A 16696-nucleotide genomic window follows, 5' to 3' on the forward strand; every position below is an offset into this window, starting at 1 on the left:
ACTTCAGTCTCCGCCGAACACGGGCTTGCGCTTGGCTGCAAACGCTTCGTAGGCGCGCTTGAAATCCTCGGTCTGCATGCAGATGGCCTGTGCCTGTGCCTCGGCCTCGATGGCCTGGTCGATGGTCATCGACCATTCCTGCGAGAGCATGGTCTTGGTCATGCCGTGCGCGAAGCTCGGGCCTTCGGCCAGTTCGCGCGCTACCTTGGTGGCCGCTTCGAGCAGTGCATCGCTTTCGTGCAGCGCATTGAAGAAGCCCCAGGCCTGGCCTTCCTGTGCCGTCATCGCGCGGCCGGTGAAGAGCAGTTCCGAGGCGCGGCCCTGGCCGATCACGCGCGGCAGCAAGGCGCAGGCACCCATGTCGGCGCCGGCAAGCCCGACGCGCGTGAACAGGAAGGCGGTGCGCGTGGCGGGCGAGCCGTAGCGCAGGTCGCAGGCCAGCGCGATCATCGCGCCGGCACCGGCGCACACGCCGTCGATCGCGCCGACGATCGGCTGCGGGCAATGGCGGATGGCCTTGACCAGGTCGCCGGTCATGCGTGTGAACTCGAGCAGCTCGGGCATGCGCATGCCGGTGAGCGGGCCGATGATCTCGTGCACGTCGCCGCCCGAGCAGAAGTTGCCGCCGGCGCCGGTGACCACGATGGCCTTCACGTCGGTTGCATAGGTCAAGGCGCGAAACAGGTCGCGCAGCTCGGCGTACGAATCGAAGGTCAGCGGGTTCTTGCGCTCGGGGCGGTTCAGCGTGATGGTGCCGACGCCCGCTTCGTAGTGCCATGCGAAGTGCTTCGCCGCGTAAGGCGCCTTGGCCTCGAATTGCGCGTGCATGGGATTGCCCGCGCCGATGTAGTGCTTCATTCGGCCTCCGCCATCTGGCTGTGTGAGTGTTGCTTGACCTTGCCGAGCAGCTTGTGCAGCTGCGCGATCTCCTTGGCGCTGAGCGCCGCGAAGGCATCGACGATCCAGTCTTCGTGCTGCTGCGCCATCTCGTTGAAGAGCTTGCGGCCGCGCGCCGTGAGCCGCACGCGCCAGGCGCGGCGGTCGCCCTCGACGTTGATGCGCTCGACCAGCCCTTCGGTCACGAGCTGGTCGGTGATGCCGGTGACGTTGCCGCCCGTCACCATCATGCGGCGCGACAGCTCGTTCATCTTCAGGCCGTCGGGCGAGCGCTCGAGCTGCGACATCAGGTCGAAGCGCGGCAGCGTGGTGGCGAACTGCGAGCGCAGTTCGTTGCGCACCTGCTTCTCGATCAGCTGGGTGCAGGTGAGCAGCCGCAGCCAGAGGCGCAGGGCCTCGGGGTGCTCGCTGTGGGCGCGTGCTTCGAGGTCCATGTCAGTGCGTCTCCTCGTTGTTGGAGGCAGCCAATGCGGCGTTCGCAGCGGCAGCGATCTGCTGCTGCTTGGCGATCTCGCGGTACATCTGGTCGCGCCCGCTCAGGTACTGCTTCGGCCAGTCGACGTCGCGGCTTTGCAGCTTGGCGGCCTCGTGCAGGGTCCACGCGGGATCGGCAAGGTGCGGGCGGGCGATGGCGCAGAGGTCGGCGCGGCCGGCCGCGATGATGCTGTTGGCCTGGTCGGCGTCGGTGATGGCGCCGACCGCAATGGTCGAGATGCCGACCTCGTTGCGGATGCGGTCCGAGAACGGCGTCTGGTACATGCGGCCGTACACCGGCTTGGCGGTGCGCGTGGTCTGGCCGGAGGACACGTCGATGAAATCGGCGCCGGCCTCCTTGAAGAGGCGCGCCACCACCACCGCATCGGCATCGGTGTTGCCGCCGGGGGCCCAATCGTGCGCCGAGATGCGCACGCTCATCGGCTTGTCTTGCGGCCAGGCGGCGCGCATCGCGCGGAACACCTCGAGCGGATAGCGGCAGCGCGCTTCGATGCCGCCGCCGTACTCGTCGGTGCGCAGGTTGGTGAGCGGGCTGATGAAGGCCGACAGCAGGTAGCCGTGCGCGCAGTGCAGCTCGAGCCAGTCGAAGCCGCATTCGGCGGCGCGGCGCGTGGTCGCCACGAACTGGTCGCGCATGGCGTCCATCTGCTCGCGCGTCATCGCGGCCGGCAGCTGGTTCTGTTCGCCGTAGGCCACCGCGCTGGCGGCCAGCAGCGGCCAGTTGCCGCTTTCGAGCGGCTCGTCGGTGCCTTCCCAGCCCACGCGGGTCGAGCCCTTCGGGCCGCTGTGGCCGAGCTGCATGGCGATCTTGGCGCTCGACTGCGTGTGCACGAAGTCGACGATGCGCTTGAACGCGGCCTGCTGCGCGTCGTTGTACAGGCCCGTGCAGCCGGGGGTGATGCGGCCTTCGGGCGTCGGGCTCGTCATCTCGACGAACACCATGGCGGCGCCGCCGAGCGCGCGGGCGCCCAGGTGCACCAGCAAAAAGTCCTGCGGCACGCCGTCGACCGCGCTGTAGGTGGCCATCGGCGACACCAGGATGCGGTTCTTGAGCGTGAGGCCGCGCACCTGCAGCGGCATCAGCATGGGCGCAACGGGCTTGCCGCCGGCGAGCCACTGCTCGTAGCCGCCGAGCCATTGCGTGTCGCGCACGCGCAGGTTCTCGTGGCTGATGCGCTGGGAGCGCGTGAGCAGCGAGTAGGCGAACTGCTCGATCTGCATGCCGGTGTAGCGCGGTACGTTCTCGAACCATTCGGTGGAGTTGCGCGCGGCGTTCTGGATCTTGAGCACCTCGACGCTGCGGCGCGCCTCGTAGCCCTCGAGCACGTGGTCGACGGTGCCGCCTTGCGCGAATTCGTTGGCCAGGTCGATCGCATCTTCCAGCGCGAGCTTGGTGCCCGAGCCGATCGAGAAGTGCGCCGTGTGCGCCGCGTCGCCCATCAGCACCACGGGCACCGAGCGGCCTTCGACGTCGATGCGGTGGGTCCAGCGCTCGCACACCACGCGCGGAAAGCGGATCCAGTTGGCCGAGCCGCGCAGGTGCGTGGCATTGCTGATGAGCGAATGGCCGCCCAGGTACTTGGCGAACAGCTTCTCGCAGAAGGCGATGGCCTCGGGCTGCTCCATCTGGTCGAGGCCGTGGGCTTTCCACACGGCCTCGGGCGTCTCGACGATGAAGGTCGAGGTCTTGTCGTCGAACTGGTAGGCATGGGCCTGGAACCAGCCGTGCTCGGTCTGTTCGAAGGCGAAGGTGAAGGCGTCGAAGGTCTGGTGCGTGCCCAGCCACACGAAGCGGCAGTTGCGCAGGTCGATGTCGGGCTTGAAAACGTCGGCATAGCGCTGGCGGATGCGGCTGTTCAGGCCGTCGCTCGCAATCACCAGGTCGGCGTTGTACTGGGCGGCGATCGCCTGGTCGTCGGTGGCGTCGGTCTCGAAGACCAGCTTCACGCCGAGCGCGAGGCAGCGCTCCTGCAGGATGTTCAGGAGGCGCTTGCGGCCGATGCCGCAGAAGCCATGGCCGCCCGAGCGCACCTGCCGGCCCTTGAAGAACACCTGGATGTCGTCCCAGTGGTGGAACTCGCTGCCGATCAGCGCCGCGGTCTCGGCGTCGGCCGCGCGCAGGTTGGCGAGCGTCTGGTCGCTGAGCACCACGCCCCAGCCGAAGGTGTCGAAGGGGCGGTTGCGCTCCACCACGGTGATCTCGAGCGCGGGGTTGCGCGCCTTCATCAGCAGCGCGAAGTACAGGCCCGCGGGGCCGCCGCCGATGCACAGGATGCGTTGAAGGTCCATGGCGGGTGCGGCAGGGGAGCCGGTGGTTAGGCTGTTCATGGTTGAATAGTTTAAGCATAAACAATCTGGTGTCAACGGGGCCATCCCCAGCGGGGTACCCGGGGCGCGGCGGGTGTCATGCAAAAAATCGAAAAAATCAATACCATCACCTCACCATGCAAAGCTTGATACCCAAGATCGAGTCGCAGCTTGCGTCGCTGCCCGTGCCCATCGCGCTGGAACTGCCTGATGGCCGAAGAGTTGCCAAGCCGGGGTCGCGTGTCACCCTGGCGTTCAGCGAGTGGTCGGCGCTGGCCAAGCTGGCGGCGCACCAGGTGGGGGCCATCGGCGAGGCCTACGTCGAAGGCCGGGTGCAGATCGAAGGCGCGATGCGCGACCTGATCGACGCCACGGTCGGCATGCTGCCGGGCAACCCCGCGGAGACCAACACCACCTGGTGGACCCGCCTGATGCGGCTGGCCAAGTCCCACAGCTCGCATTCGCTGCACAAGGATGCCGAGCAGATCCAGTTCCACTACGACGTTTCCGACGACTTCTACGCGCTGTGGCTCGATCCGCGCCGGGTGTATTCGTGCGCGTACTTTCGCACCCCGGGGCTGACGCTCGCGCAGGCCCAGGAGGCCAAGCTGGACCACATCTGCCGCAAGCTCATGCTGCAGCCCGGCGAGCGTTTTCTCGACATCGGCTCCGGCTGGGGCGGGCTGCTGCTGTGGGCGGCGGAGCACTACGGCGTCGACGCCACCGGCATCACGCTGTCGAAGAACCAGCATGCGCACGTGCAGCGCCTGATCCAGGAAAAGGGACTGCAGGGCCGCGTGCGGGTGGAGCTGCGCGACTACCGCGAACTTTCCGCTGACGCGCCCTTCGACAAGATCGCATCGGTGGGCATGTTCGAGCATGTGGGCGCGGCCAACATGCCCACCTATTTCCGCAAGATCCATTCGCTGCTCAAGCCCGGCGGGCTGGTGCTGAACCACGGCATCACCTCGGGCCAGCTCGACTACCGCCAGCTGGGCGCGGGCATGGGCGACTTCATCGAGAAGTACATCTTTCCGGGCGGCGAGCTGCTGCACGTGACGCATGTGCTGCGCGAGACGGCGGCCGCGGGCCTGGAGATGGTCGATACCGAAAGCCTGCGCCCGCACTATGCGCGCACGCTGTGGGCCTGGTCGGACGCGCTGGAGTCGCAGCTGGACACGGCGCGCGAGGTGCTCGCGCGCGCGGGCGGGCGGCAGGGCGAGAATGCCGAGCGCATCCTGCGCGCCTACCGCCTCTACCTGGCGGGCTCGGCCATGAGCTTCGAGCAGGGCTGGATCTCACTGCACCAGATGCTTTCGACCAAGCCCGACGGCCGGGTCGAGCATGGTGTTTTGCGCGGTTCGCAATCGGTGTACCCTTTTGCCCGTGACTACATCTACAAGTGAGTGAGAACAACCATGCTGTACCGATTCCAGTCCCGGGCCTCCCCTGACTTCGTGATGCTGGAGGTGCATGCCCGCCAGCTGTTCGACATCATCGGCAAGGCACCCGCGCCGCAAGGCATCGTCACGGTCGAGCAGATCCCGGGCGCCATTGCGGCGCTCGAGTCCGCGCTGGCGCGCGAGGCCAGCAACCCGCACAACCACGACGACTACGCCGTCGAAGGCCACGCCAGCGAGGCCGAGAAGCAGCACGTGGGCCTGCACCAGCGCGCAGCCCCGCTGCTCCACATGCTCAGGGACTCCCTGGCCGAGAAAAAAGACGTGACCTGGAAGACCTGAGCGCCTGTCTTTTTGTTTCGAGGAGCGCCGCGGAACCGGCTTCGCCGGGCCGCAGGCGCTGCCCCCTGCAAGGGGGAGGGAGAAGCGACACGAAGTGCGCGAAGCCTGGGGGTTAGTCCACTTTCGCGCCGGAGTCCTTCACCACCTTCGCCCACTTCACGTGCTCGCTGGCAATCAGCTTGGCGAAGTCGGCTGGCGAATTGCCGCTCGGGATGGCGCCCTGGGCGAGCATCTTTTCCTTGATGGCGGGGGTGCCGAGCGACTTGGCCACTTCCTGCTGGATCCGGTTCACGATCTCGGGCGAGGTGCCGGCCGGCGCCAGCAGGCCGAACCACGAGCTCGCCTCGAAGCCCTTGAGCGACGGACCGCCCGCTTCCTCGACCGTCGGAATGTCGGGCAGCGCCGGCGAACGCTTGGCGCTGGTCACGGCCAGGGCCGTGAGCTTGCCGCCCTTGATCTGCGCCATCGACGAGGGCAGGTTGTCGAACATCACGTCGGCATTGCCGCCCACCATGTCCAGCAGCGCCGGGCCCGAGCCCTTGTACGGGATGTGGGCCATGAAGGTGCCGGTCATGCTCTTGAAAAGCTCGCCCGCCAGGTGGATCGAGGTGCCGCTGCCGCTCGAGGCCATGTTGAGCTTGCCGGGGTTGGCCTTGGCGTACTTGATGAAGTCCTGCACGTTGTGGATGTTCAGCGCCTTGGCCTTGTCGGCGTTCATTTCCATCACGTTCGGCACGGCCGCCACCAGCGTGATCGGCACGAAATCCTTGATCGGGTCGAACGGCAGCTTGGGATAGAGCGCGCGGTTGATGCCGTGCGTGCCGACCGTGCCCATCAGCAGCGTATAGCCGTCGTTCGGCGCGCGCGCCACGATCTCGGCGCCCACGTTGCCGCCCGCGCCCGCGCGGTTGTCGACGATGAACTGCTGGCCGAAGGCCTTCGACAGTTCGGGCGCAACGGCGCGCGCCAGGATGTCGGTGGTGCCGCCGGCCGCAAAGGGCACGACGATGCGCACCGGCTTGGTCGGCCAGGTGCTCTGGGCCCAGGAAGGAGTGGCCGCGAGGGCGATGGCGGCGGCGGAAGCGGCCAGTGCGGCGCGGCGGTTCGTCTTGAAATTTGAAGAAGAGGTCATGCGGGCGTTTGTACAGGGGAACCGCCGCGCGCATGGCGGGTAAAAACCCCGTGCGGCGCCGGTCTATGCCACCTGCATGCGCTCGGCGAAACGCTCGCTGCGAAAGCGCTCGAGCACGAAGTCGATGAACACGCGGGTCTTCGCGGGCAGCAGCTTCTTGCTCGGGTAGTAGAGCCAGACCGCGCCCGCATCGAAGTGCCACTCGGGCAGCAGGCGCACCAGCTCGCCACTGCGCAGGCCGCGTTCGACGAAGGGCATCGGTAGCATGGCGACGCCCAGGCCCATCAGCGCGGCATGCGCAATGGCTTCGGGGTCGTTGAAGATCGCGCGCGGCCGCGGCAGTTCCACCGTGGCCTGGTCGCCGCCCGCGTGCTGCAGCGTCCAGCTGCGAAGCCGGCCGGTGGGCGAGGAGCGCCGCAGCAGGGCGTCCAGCTGCGCCAGTTCCGCGGGCTGCGCCGGCAGCGCGCGGCCTGCCAGGTAGGCCGGGGCGGCCACCGCCACCACGTGGATGCGCGCCAGTTCGCGCGCCACCACGCCGGGCGAGAGCTCGATGCCGCCGCCGATCGCCGCGTCGAAGCCTTCGCCCACGAGGTCCACCTGCTGGTTGTCGAAGTGCCAGTCGGGCAGGATGGACGGATAGCGGGCCAGAAAGTCGCCCATCATCGGCAGCACATGCTCGCGGCCGAAGGCCTGGCCCATGCTCACCTTGAGCGTGCCGGCGGGCTGGCCGTCGTCCTTCGAGAGGCCGGCCACCGCGTCCTGCAGCGTGGCGAGCGCCCCGCCGATCTGGCCCAGGAAACGCTCGCCGCCCTCCGTCAGCGTGAGGCGGCGGGTGCTGCGCTGGAACAGCCGCACGCCCAGCCGGGCTTCGAGCCGCGCCACGTTCTTGCTGACCGCGGCCGGCGTGAGCCCGAGCCGGCGGGCGGCGGCCGAGAAGCTGCCGCTTTCGGCGCTCTGCACGAAGGACTGGAGGTGATTGAGCGGTTCCATGGGCCTATTTTCAATCAATAGTTGAATCTGATTGGACCGATTGATGGCTACCGCAACGGTAATGGAATCCCGACACTGAAGGTCTTCCACCTCACAACACACAGGAAACCATCACCATGGCTCTCAGCAAATCCACTTCCCCCGTGCTCGCGGGCAAGGTCGCTTTCGTTACCGGCGGTTCGCGCGGCATCGGTGCCGCCATCGTGCGGCGCCTCGCCGAGGACGGCGCCGCCGTTGCCTTCAGCTATGCCAGCTCGAGCGCGCCGGCCGACGAGCTCGTGCGCAGCCTCGAGGCCGAAGGCGGCCGCGCGCTGGCGCTGAAGATCGACAGCGCCGACGCTGCCGCGCTCACCGCCGGCATCGACGAGGCCGCGCGCAAGCTCGGCCGCATCGATGTGCTGGTCAACAACGCCGGCGTCTTCCTGCCCGGCACCATCGACGATTTCTCGCTCGAGGATTTCGACCGCACGCTGGACATCAACGTGCGCGCCGTGTTCGTGGCGGCCAAGGCGGCCGTGCGCCACATGGGCGAAGGCGGCCGCATCATCAACATCGGCAGCACCAACGCCGAGCGCATGCCCTGGCCCGGCGGCAGCGCCTATGCGATGAGCAAGTCGGCGCTCAAGGGCCTGGTGCAGGGCCTGTCGCGCGACCTCGGCCCGCGCGGCATCACGGTCAACAACGTGCAGCCCGGCCCGGTCAACACCGACATGAACCCGGTCGACGGCCCCAACGCCGCCGCGATGCACGGCCTGATGGCGCTGGCCCGCCACGCGCGCCCCGAGGAAATCGCCGGCATGGTGGCGTACCTCGCGAGCCCCGAAGCCGCCTTCGTGACGGGCGCCAGCCTCAACATCGACGGCGGCTTTGCAGCCTGACGGCTACCCGGCGCGCTGGACGGCGGCAATGAGCTTGTCCAGCGTGGCATCGAGGCGGGCGAGCTCGTCGGCCCCGATGCCCTCGAACAGCGCGGCCTCGCGCTGGCGGCCCAGCATGCCGACGGTTTCGTGCAGCGCCTTGCCCGCCGCCGTGAGGTAAAGCCGGCTGCGGCGCCGGTCGGTGGGGTCGCCCAGGAGCTGCACGCGCTTGTGGCGCTTCAGGCCGGCCAGGGCGCGGCTCACCGCCATCTTGTCGAGCCCGGTGAGGTCCGCGATCTGCGTGGCGTTGAGCCCCGGCTGCGCGCCGAGCACCGCCATGGCGCGCCATTCATTGAGCGTGAGGTGGTGCTCGCGGCCCACCTTCTCGTGAAAGGGCCGCGCCGTGAGGTTGACCACCCGCACCAGCTTGAAGAACAGCGGGTCCATGGCGCGGCGCGGTTCAGCCCAGCAGTTTTCTCGCGGCGGCCGCGATGGCTTCGGCGCCGACGCGCGATTGCGCCTCCAGCACCGGCGCATAGCCGACCGGAATGCGCGGCGCGCCGAGCCGCGCCACGCGGCAGCCCGTGGCCTCCGCGGCGCTGGCGGCAATCTCGGCACCGAAGCCGGCCACCTGCACCGCCTCGTGCACCACCAGCAGTCGCTGGGTGCGCGCGCACGACGCGAGCACCGTTTCGCGGTCCCAGGGCCAGAGCGTGCGCAGGTCGATCAGGTCGACCGCGATGCCTTCGGCCGCCAGCGCATCGCAGGCCGCGGCGCAGGCCTGCATCTGCCGGCTCCAGCTCACGAGCGTGAGCGCATTGCCTTCGCGCACGCGCCGCGCCTTGCCGAGCGGCACGGCGATGTCTTCGTCGACCTCGCCGCGCAGGCCCCAGAGCGTCTTGTGCTCGATGTAGACCACCGGGTCGCCGCACGCGAGCGCGGCGCGCAGGAGGCCGTAGTTGTCCTGCGGCGTCGACGGGCTCACCACCACCAGGCCCGGCAGGTGCGCGAACCAGGCCTCGAGCGACTGCGAATGCTGCGCGGCCGAGGCGTCCCAGATCCCGCCCGGCATGCGCGCCACCAGCGGCACGCGGCCCTGGCCGCCGAACATGAAGCGGTTCTTGGCGGCCTGGTTCACCAGCTCGTCCATGCCGCAGAGCGCGAAGTCGACCACGCGCATCTCGACCACGGGCCGCAGGCCCGCGAGCGCCATGCCCACGCCGGCGCCCATGATCGCGGCCTCGCTGATCGGCGTGTCGATCACGCGCTCGTCGCCGAAGGCCTGCTGCAGGCCCTTGTACTGGCCGAAGATGCCGCCGCGGCCCACGTCCTCGCCGAGCACCACCACGCGCGGGTCGGCTTCCATTTCGCGCTGGATTGCGAGCACGGCGGCCTCGGAGTAACTCAAATCCTTCAATACCATTGGCCTGCTCCCGTGGTCTGCACATCGGTGAACGCGGCACTCGGCTCGGGCCAGGGCGCCGCGTCGGCGATGGCGAGCGCGGTATCGACCTCGTCGCGCGCGGCATTCTCGATGGCATCCAGCGCCGCGGCGGCCACGCCCATGTCCAGCAGCTGCCCGCGCGCCCGTGCGATCGGATCGGTTTCGAGCGCGGCCGCCAGTTCGGCCGGATCGCGGTAGGCCGCGAGGTCGACCGACACATGCCCCTTCACGCGGTAGGTCAGCGCATGCAGCAGCCGCGGTCCGCCGCCGCCGCGCACTTCGGCGACCAGCCGCGCGGCGGTTTCGTGCACCGCGAACACGTCGTTGCCATCGACCTGCGTGGCCGCGATGTCCATCGACGCGGCGCGTGCCGAGGCGCCGTCGCCCGCCGTCATCGGGCCGCTCGCGGTGGTGGCGCTCCAGCGGTTGTCCTCGCAGACGAAGAGCACCGGCAGGCCGTACACGCGCGCCCAGTTCAGTGCTTCGAGGAAAGGGCCGCGGTTGATCGCGCCGTCGCCGAAGAAGCAGACCGTGATGTCATTGTTCTTTCGGAGCAGCTTCTGCGCATGCGCCGCGCCCACCGCAATCGGCAGCCCCGCCGCCACCACGCCGTTCGCGCCCAGCATGCCGACCGAGAAGTCCGCGATGTGCATCGAGCCGCCCTTGCCGCCGTTGAAGCCGCTGGCCTTGCCGAACAGCTCGCACATCATGCGGGCGAGGTCGGCGCCCTTGGCCAGCGTGTGGCCGTGGCCGCGGTGGGTGGAGGTGAGGTAGTCGCTCGTACGCAGATGCGCGCAGACGCCCGCGGGCACCGCCTCCTGGCCGGTCGAAAGATGCAGCGGCCCGCGCACCTTGGCGGCACCGGCGGCCTGCTGGCCATAGGCGCTCACGCCGCCCTGGCTCGCGGCTTCGGCGGCGTTCTCGAAGGCGCGGATGCGCACCATGGCGCGGTACAGCGCCGTGCCTGAATTGCTCGGGTCCATCTTGTCTCCAGCGCCCTTGACGAGGGCGTTCCGGCAAAAATCGTATCAAGCGTGACGATATCGCCTCACAGGGCTTACCCCTCTCATGCGCCAGCAGCGGAAGTCTGAGAATGATTCTCAAATGCATCGGTAGAATGGCGCCCCCGTCCGCACGATTCCTTTGCGGCTGCTGCCCCTGTCGATCGAAGCAGCGCCGGCCCCTAGCCTTTCCCATGCACAAGTTCTTTCTGGCAACGCCTCTCGCGCTCGCGGGGGCCTTTTCCCATGCCCAAACCACCGAGCCCGCCGCCGATCCCGCCGCCGAGGCGCGCGGGCAGCTCGGCACCGTCACGGTGGAATCCAGCGCGACCACCGGCTTCGTCGCCAACACCGTGGAGGCCGGCACCTTCCGCGGCGCCGGCATCATGGACGTGCCCGCCACGGTCAACACCGTCACGCGCGAGGTGCTGGAGCTGCAGGGCGCGGCCAGCATCTACGAGGCGCTGCGCAACACGGCCGGCGTGACGCGCCAGCAGAACGGCGGCGACACCTTCGACCAGCTCGTGATCCGCGGCATCGCGGTGGAGAACCGCACGAACTACCGGCTCAACGGCTCGCTCGCAATTCCCAACATCTCCGAGATTCCCATGGAGAACAAGGAGCGCGTCGAGGTGCTGAAGGGCGCATCGGCGCTCTACTACGGCTTCACCACGCCGGCGGGCATCGTCAACCTCGTGACCAAGCGCGCCGGCAGCACGCCCGTGAGCACCGTCGGCCTCACGCTCGACGACCGCGGCTCGGCGCAGGCGCTGGTCGACCTCGGGCGACAGTTCGGCGACCAGCAGCAGTACGGGCTGCGCATCAACGCGGCCGGCGGGCGCATCGGTTCCAACATCGACGACGTGGACGGCCACCGCCGGTTCGTGTCGGCCGCGTTCGACTGGCGCGTCAACAGCCGGCTCACGCTGAAGGCCGACGTCGAGAACTACCGCAAGCGCATCACCGAGCAGGCCGGCATCACCCGGCTCGCGGCCGTCAACGGCGTGATCGCGCTGCCCGCCCTGCCCAACCCCGACAAGCTGCTCGGGCCGCCGTGGGCCGTGTTCGACGCCGAGGTCACCAACACGCAACTGCGCGCCGACTATTCGCTCGGAGGCAACTGGGCATTGACCGTGGAAGCCGGCCACTCCGAAGCCGAGCGCGACCGCCGGCTGGCAAGCTTCAGCAACTACAACGTGCTGACCGGCGCCGGCCGCATCACCGGCAACGACCAGAGCCTGAAGCAGAGCTCGGACCTGCTGCGCACCGAGCTGTTCGGCACCTTCTCGACCGGCAGCGTGCAGCACGAGCTCACGCTCGGCGCCGCGCGCAGCAGGAAGACGCAGGACCCGATCTTCCAGCGCAACTACGGCGGCGCCGGCACCGTGCAGAACCTGTACAACCCGGTGCCCATCGGCTATTTGCCGCTGACGGCGCGGCCGGCCCGGCCCACCACCGGCGCCCAGGAGAGCGAGGAGCTCGGCCTCTATGCGCTCGACCGCATCACCTTCTCGCCGCAATGGCAGCTGGTGGCGGGCCTGCGCCGCACGCACTACGAGAGCACGCAGGGCGCGGGCGCCACGATCCCGTCGCTTGCCTACGACGTGCGCAAGACCACGCCGCTCGCGGCGCTGAGCTACAGGTTCACGCCCGCGCTGGTGGGCTACCTCTCCTATGCGGAGGGCGTGGAGGAAGGCGAGATCGCACCGGCCGGCACCGCCAACCAGAACGCCCACATGCCGCCCGGCGTGAGCAAGCAGAAGGAAATCGGCCTGCGCTGGCTCACCGACGGCGGCATGCTGCTGTCGGGCGCGCTGTTCGACATCGAACGCCCCGGCGCCTACACCAACAGCGCCAACACCTTCGTGGCCGACGGGCGCCAGCGCTACCGCGGACTTGAAATTTCGGCGCAGGGCCGCCTGACGCGCGCGCTCGCCTGGCAGCTGTCGGCCCAGTCGCTCGATGCCGAGTTCCGCGGCATCAACGCGCAATACAACGGCAAGATGCCCGAGAACACCGCCAGGCAGACGGCCAGTGCCTTCCTCTCGTACGACATTGCCGCGGTGCCGGGCCTCTCGGTCAACGCGGGCGCCTACTACACGGGGCGCCGGCCGGTGGACGACCTGAACCAGGCCTTCATCGGCGGCAACACCCTCTTCGGCCTGGGCGCGCGCTACGTGACGCAGCTGTTCGGCAAGCGCACGCTGTGGCAGGTCAACATCGACAACGTGGCCGACAAGCGCTACTGGGCGGCGGCCGGCACGCGGCTGGCCGTGGGCGCGCCGCGCAGCATCAAGGCGACGCTCAAGGTCGACCTTTGAACGCATCCGCAACAAGCAGCGCGGCCCTCCACATCCTTCGGCGTTTTTCCACCATGGCTCTCCTGAGACGGATCTGGTTCCAGATCCACTGGTTCATCGGCATCACGGCCGGAAGCGTGCTCGTCGTGATCGGGCTGAGCGGCGCGGTGCTCTCCTTTCGCGCGGAGATCGTCGACGCGCTCAATCCCACGCTGCGCCACATTCCCAACCCCGCCGGTGCACCGGCGCTGCGGCCCGCGGCGCTCGCGGCGCAGGTGCGGGCGGCCGAGCCGGCACTGCGCATCGCCGCTCTCACGGTGTTTGCCGAAGCCGGGCGGCCGGCGCGCGTCAACTTCGCGCCGCCCGAAGGCCAGCGCCAGGGCGAGGTCCGGCTGATCGATCCCTGGACCGGTGCGCTGCTGCCCGTGCCCACGGGCGAGGTCTTCTTCGAGTTCGCCGAGCACCTGCATCGCTGGCTGCTGCTGCCGCGCGATGCGGGCAAGCCCGTCACCGGCACGCTGGCCGCGGGGCTGCTGGTGCTTGCGCTGTCGGGCCTCTACCTGCGCTGGCCGCGCCGGCCGCTCGCGTGGCGGGCCTGGCTGAAGCTGGACTTCGCGCTGACCGGCCGCGCCTTTCTCTGGAACCTGCATGCGGTGGCCGGCACCCTTGCGCTGCTGGTGTACCTGGTCTCGAGCCTCACGGGCATCTACTGGGGCTTCGACGCCGTGCGCGCGATGGTCGACAACGCCGCCGGCGAAGGGCGCGTGGTCCGTGCGCAGGGCATGCAGGCCGGCAGCGCGCCCGCCAAGGCGCAGGCGGCGCCCGACCTGCAGCGCGTGTGGCAGTCCTTCCTCGACGAAACCGGCGGCGACTGGAGCCTGGCCACGCTGCGCCCGCCGGCGCGCAATGCGTCGCAGGTGGAAGTGACCTACCTGCGTGCCCACCCCGAGCACGAACGCGCACGCAACCGCCTCCACCTTGACGCCGCCACCGGCGAGCCCTCCCGGCACCAGCGCTACGCCGACAAGCCGCTGGCCGGCCGCCTGGTCAACAGCATCTATCCGATGCACATGGGCACCTACTGGGGATTGCCGGGCCGCATCGTGATGCTGCTCGGCAGCCTGGGCCTGGCGCTGTTCGCGGTCACGGGGTGGATGCTCTACCTCGGACGCCGGCGCACGAAGCGGGCCGTGCGCGAAGAGCGCACGCGGCTCGGTCCTGCGCTGCGGCCGGACGGGCCCGGCGCCGAGCCCGTGCTGCTCGCCTTCGCAAGCCAGACCGGCCAGGCGGAGCGCATCGCGCTGCAGACGGCCGCGGTGCTGCAATCGGCCGGCGTCGCGGTGGTGCTGCAGCCGCTGGTGCGCCTGAGCGTGGAGGCGCTGCGGCGCTACCGCAAGGTGCTGCTGGTGGCCAGCACCTTCGGCGACGGCGATCCGCCGGACAGCCTGCGCGCCTTTGCGCGCCAGTTCGCGCTGCAGACCGGTTCCGGCCTGCAGCATGTGCACTACGGCCTGCTCGCGCTGGGGGACCGGCACTACGCCAACTTCTGCGGCTTCGGCCGGTCGCTCGACCGCGACCTGCGCGGCCATGGCGCAGAGGCGCTGTTCCCGATGATCGAAGTGCACAACGGCGATGCCGGTGCGCTGGCGCGCTGGCAGCACGCGCTGGCCGAAGCCTTCGGCGTGCTGCAGCCCGGCGCATGGAAGGCGCACGAACCGGAGGCGGCGCCCTTCGAGCCCTGGCGCCTCGTGCGGCGCACCCTGCTCAATGCCGGCAGCCAGGGCGATCCGCTCTTCGAGATCGAGCTCGCGCATGCGGGCGCGGCCGCCTGGGCGCCGGGAGCGCTCGTCGAACTGCTGCCGCGCCAGTCCGGCCACGCGGTCGAGCAATTCCTGCGCCGCGCCGGCCTCGACGGGCGAACGCGCGTGCGCTGCGATGGCCGCGCGTGCACGCTCGAAGACGCGCTGTCCCGCAGCATGCTTCCGGCCGCACCGGCGGCCAGCGCGCAGGCACTGGCCGACATGCTGGTGCCGCTCGCGCCGCGGCGCTATTCGGTGGCCTCGACCGCGGCCGATGGCTGCGTGCAGCTGCTGGTGCGCCAGGCGCGCCACGCGGACGGCATGGGCGTGGCCTCGGGCTGGCTGACCGACGGGGCGCCGCTGGATGCGCAGGTCGAGCTGCGCCTGCTGCCCAATCCCGCGTTCGCGCTCGTCGACGACGAGGCACCCTGCGTCTTCATCGGCAACGGCTCCGGCTTTGCCGGCCTGCGCGCGCATCTTCGCGAGCGCGTGCGCCGAGGCCACGGGCGCAACTGGCTGGTGTTCGGCGAGCGTCAGGCCGCGCACGACGCCTTCTGCGCCGAGGAGATCGCACAGTGGCAGGCGGCCGCGGCGCTCGAGCGCGTCGACCTGGTGTTCTCGCGCGACCAGGCCGAGCGCCTGTATGTGCAGCACCGGCTGCGCGAGGCGGCCGGCCTGCTGCGCCAATGGGTGGCCGAGGGGGCGGTGGTCTACGTCTGCGGCAGCCTCGAGGGCATGGCGCCGGGCGTCGACCTGGCCTTGCGCGAGGTGCTGGGACCATCGGCCTGCGACACGCTGGTGGCAGCGGGCCGCTACCGGCGCGACGTCTATTGAGCAGCTTCCCGCAGGCACTGCGCAAACTGCGCGGCGGCAGGCGGGCTGGCGCGTGGCTTGCGCAGCAGCAGGCCCACCTCGCGGTGGAACGTGAGCTCGCCGAGCGAGAGCATGCGAACACCCGCGGGCAGCGGAAGGTGCGCCTCGACCAGCGGAACGAGCGCAACGCCCAGCCCCTTGGACGTCATGTGGATGAGCCCGGCGATCTCGTCGAGTTCGATCGAATCGTTGACCGCGATGCCTTCGCGCCGGAGGAATCTTTCCACCATGCGGCCGCCGAACGATGCGCGGTCATAGCGCAGGAAGGGCTGTTCCTGGAGCAGCGCGCGCCAGTCCTTGCCCGGCAGTTTCCTGGGCGCGATGAGCACGTACGGCTCCTGCACCAGCGGCTGCCACGCCAGCTCCGGAAGAATGCCGAACGGCGGCCGGATGATCACCGCGGCATCGATCGTGCCTGCATCGAGCTCGTCCATCAGCCGCATCGACACGCCGGGCGACACATGCACGCGCAGCAGCGGCTGCTGCTTGCGCAGCCTTGCAAGCGCCCGTGCGACCAGCGTCGACTGCGCCGAGGCAATCGCGCCGATGCGCAGCAGCCCGCCGCTCGCGGCGTCGTCGGGAAGCTCGCCGAGCTTGGCGTAGAGCGCGCAGATCTGCTCCGCGCGCGCCAGCGTCGTCTGGCCGGCCGCATTCAAGGTGGCGGAGCGCCCGGTGCGCTCGAACAGCTCGAACCCCAGGGCTTCCTCGAGCCGCTTGACCTGGCTGCTGACCGCCGACTGCGTCAGGCCGATCCGCTCTCCCGCGGCGGCAAAGGTGCCGTGGCGGCAGACGGCGATGAAGGTTCTGAGTTCGTTGATCATGAACCGAGCATCTCAAGAATCGATGCAAGGTTCAATGA

General features: G+C 69.5%; 14 protein-coding genes. 5 read left to right on the forward strand and 9 right to left on the reverse strand.

The window, feature by feature from the left end; all coding sequences use genetic code 11:
- Positions 1-3: 3 nt before the first annotated feature.
- The 3 genes from AC1DMS_RS18315 to AC1DMS_RS18325 are packed head-to-tail and all read right to left on the reverse strand — an operon-like array spanning position 4 to position 3681.
- Positions 4-858: an enoyl-CoA hydratase family protein gene (locus tag AC1DMS_RS18315; protein WP_018905174.1), complete on the reverse strand. Its 855-nt coding sequence runs from the start codon at positions 856-858 to the stop codon at positions 4-6.
- Positions 855-1331 carry a MarR family winged helix-turn-helix transcriptional regulator gene (locus tag AC1DMS_RS18320; RefSeq protein ID WP_015867787.1) on the reverse strand — a complete coding sequence of 159 codons (477 nt, stop codon included), beginning with the start codon at positions 1329-1331 and terminating at the stop codon, positions 855-857. The genes AC1DMS_RS18315 and AC1DMS_RS18320 overlap by 4 nt, the downstream gene beginning before the upstream one ends.
- Before the next feature lies 1 nt (position 1332).
- Positions 1333-3681 carry a bifunctional salicylyl-CoA 5-hydroxylase/oxidoreductase gene (locus AC1DMS_RS18325; RefSeq protein ID WP_478181572.1) on the reverse strand — a complete coding sequence of 783 codons (2349 nt, stop codon included), beginning with the start codon at positions 3679-3681 and terminating at the stop codon, positions 1333-1335.
- 155 nt (positions 3682-3836) lie between these two features.
- Between AC1DMS_RS18325 and AC1DMS_RS18330 the strand changes: the two genes are divergently transcribed.
- Positions 3837-5105 (forward strand): SAM-dependent methyltransferase, encoded by a 1269-nt coding sequence (locus AC1DMS_RS18330; RefSeq protein ID WP_015867785.1) that lies wholly within the window; start codon positions 3837-3839, stop codon positions 5103-5105.
- Positions 5106-5117: 12 nt separating this feature from the next.
- Complete coding sequence (locus tag AC1DMS_RS18335; RefSeq protein ID WP_478181573.1) at positions 5118-5441, forward strand: DUF1840 domain-containing protein; 324 nt, start codon at positions 5118-5120, stop codon at positions 5439-5441.
- A 112-nt stretch (positions 5442-5553) separates the two neighbouring features.
- On the opposite strand, the gene AC1DMS_RS18340 is transcribed toward AC1DMS_RS18335, so the two are convergent.
- Positions 5554-6573 carry a Bug family tripartite tricarboxylate transporter substrate binding protein gene (locus AC1DMS_RS18340; protein ID WP_018905171.1) on the reverse strand — a complete coding sequence of 340 codons (1020 nt, stop codon included), beginning with the start codon at positions 6571-6573 and terminating at the stop codon, positions 5554-5556.
- Positions 6574-6636: 63 nt separating this feature from the next.
- On the reverse strand, positions 6637-7563 hold the full coding sequence (locus AC1DMS_RS18345; protein ID WP_062364132.1) for a LysR family transcriptional regulator: 927 nt from the start codon (positions 7561-7563) through the stop codon (positions 6637-6639).
- Positions 7564-7679: 116 nt separating this feature from the next.
- Here AC1DMS_RS18345 and AC1DMS_RS18350 point away from each other — a divergent pair, with 116 nt between their 5' ends.
- Positions 7680-8441, forward strand: a complete 762-nt coding sequence (locus tag AC1DMS_RS18350) for an SDR family oxidoreductase (protein ID WP_015867781.1) — start codon at positions 7680-7682, stop codon at positions 8439-8441.
- A gap of 3 nt (positions 8442-8444) precedes the next feature.
- Here the strand turns inward: AC1DMS_RS18350 and AC1DMS_RS18355 are convergent, their stop codons facing one another.
- Genes AC1DMS_RS18355 through AC1DMS_RS18365 form a run of 3 tightly spaced genes read right to left on the reverse strand, consistent with a single transcriptional unit; the run spans position 8445 to position 10847 of the window.
- Positions 8445-8867, reverse strand: a complete 423-nt coding sequence (locus AC1DMS_RS18355; protein ID WP_478181574.1) for a MarR family winged helix-turn-helix transcriptional regulator — start codon at positions 8865-8867, stop codon at positions 8445-8447.
- A gap of 13 nt (positions 8868-8880) precedes the next feature.
- Complete coding sequence (locus AC1DMS_RS18360; protein WP_436037383.1) at positions 8881-9843, reverse strand: alpha-ketoacid dehydrogenase subunit beta; 963 nt, start codon at positions 9841-9843, stop codon at positions 8881-8883.
- Positions 9834-10847 carry a thiamine pyrophosphate-dependent dehydrogenase E1 component subunit alpha gene (locus AC1DMS_RS18365; RefSeq protein ID WP_478181575.1) on the reverse strand — a complete coding sequence of 338 codons (1014 nt, stop codon included), beginning with the start codon at positions 10845-10847 and terminating at the stop codon, positions 9834-9836. The genes AC1DMS_RS18360 and AC1DMS_RS18365 overlap by 10 nt, the downstream gene beginning before the upstream one ends.
- Before the next feature lie 212 nt (positions 10848-11059).
- Here AC1DMS_RS18365 and AC1DMS_RS18370 point away from each other — a divergent pair, with 212 nt between their 5' ends.
- Together AC1DMS_RS18370 and AC1DMS_RS18375 are read left to right on the forward strand one after the other, a co-directional pair.
- Positions 11060-13186, forward strand: a complete 2127-nt coding sequence (locus tag AC1DMS_RS18370) for a TonB-dependent siderophore receptor (RefSeq protein ID WP_478181576.1) — start codon at positions 11060-11062, stop codon at positions 13184-13186.
- Positions 13187-13239: 53 nt separating this feature from the next.
- Positions 13240-15798: a PepSY domain-containing protein gene (locus AC1DMS_RS18375; protein WP_478181577.1), complete on the forward strand. Its 2559-nt coding sequence runs from the start codon at positions 13240-13242 to the stop codon at positions 15796-15798.
- On the opposite strand, the gene AC1DMS_RS18380 is transcribed toward AC1DMS_RS18375, so the two are convergent.
- On the reverse strand, positions 15792-16658 hold the full coding sequence (locus AC1DMS_RS18380) for a LysR family transcriptional regulator (protein WP_478181578.1): 867 nt from the start codon (positions 16656-16658) through the stop codon (positions 15792-15794). The genes AC1DMS_RS18375 and AC1DMS_RS18380 overlap by 7 nt on opposite strands.
- Between the last annotated feature and the right edge of the window lie 38 nt (positions 16659-16696).

Source organism: Variovorax sp. 05T418 (assembly GCF_056396385.1).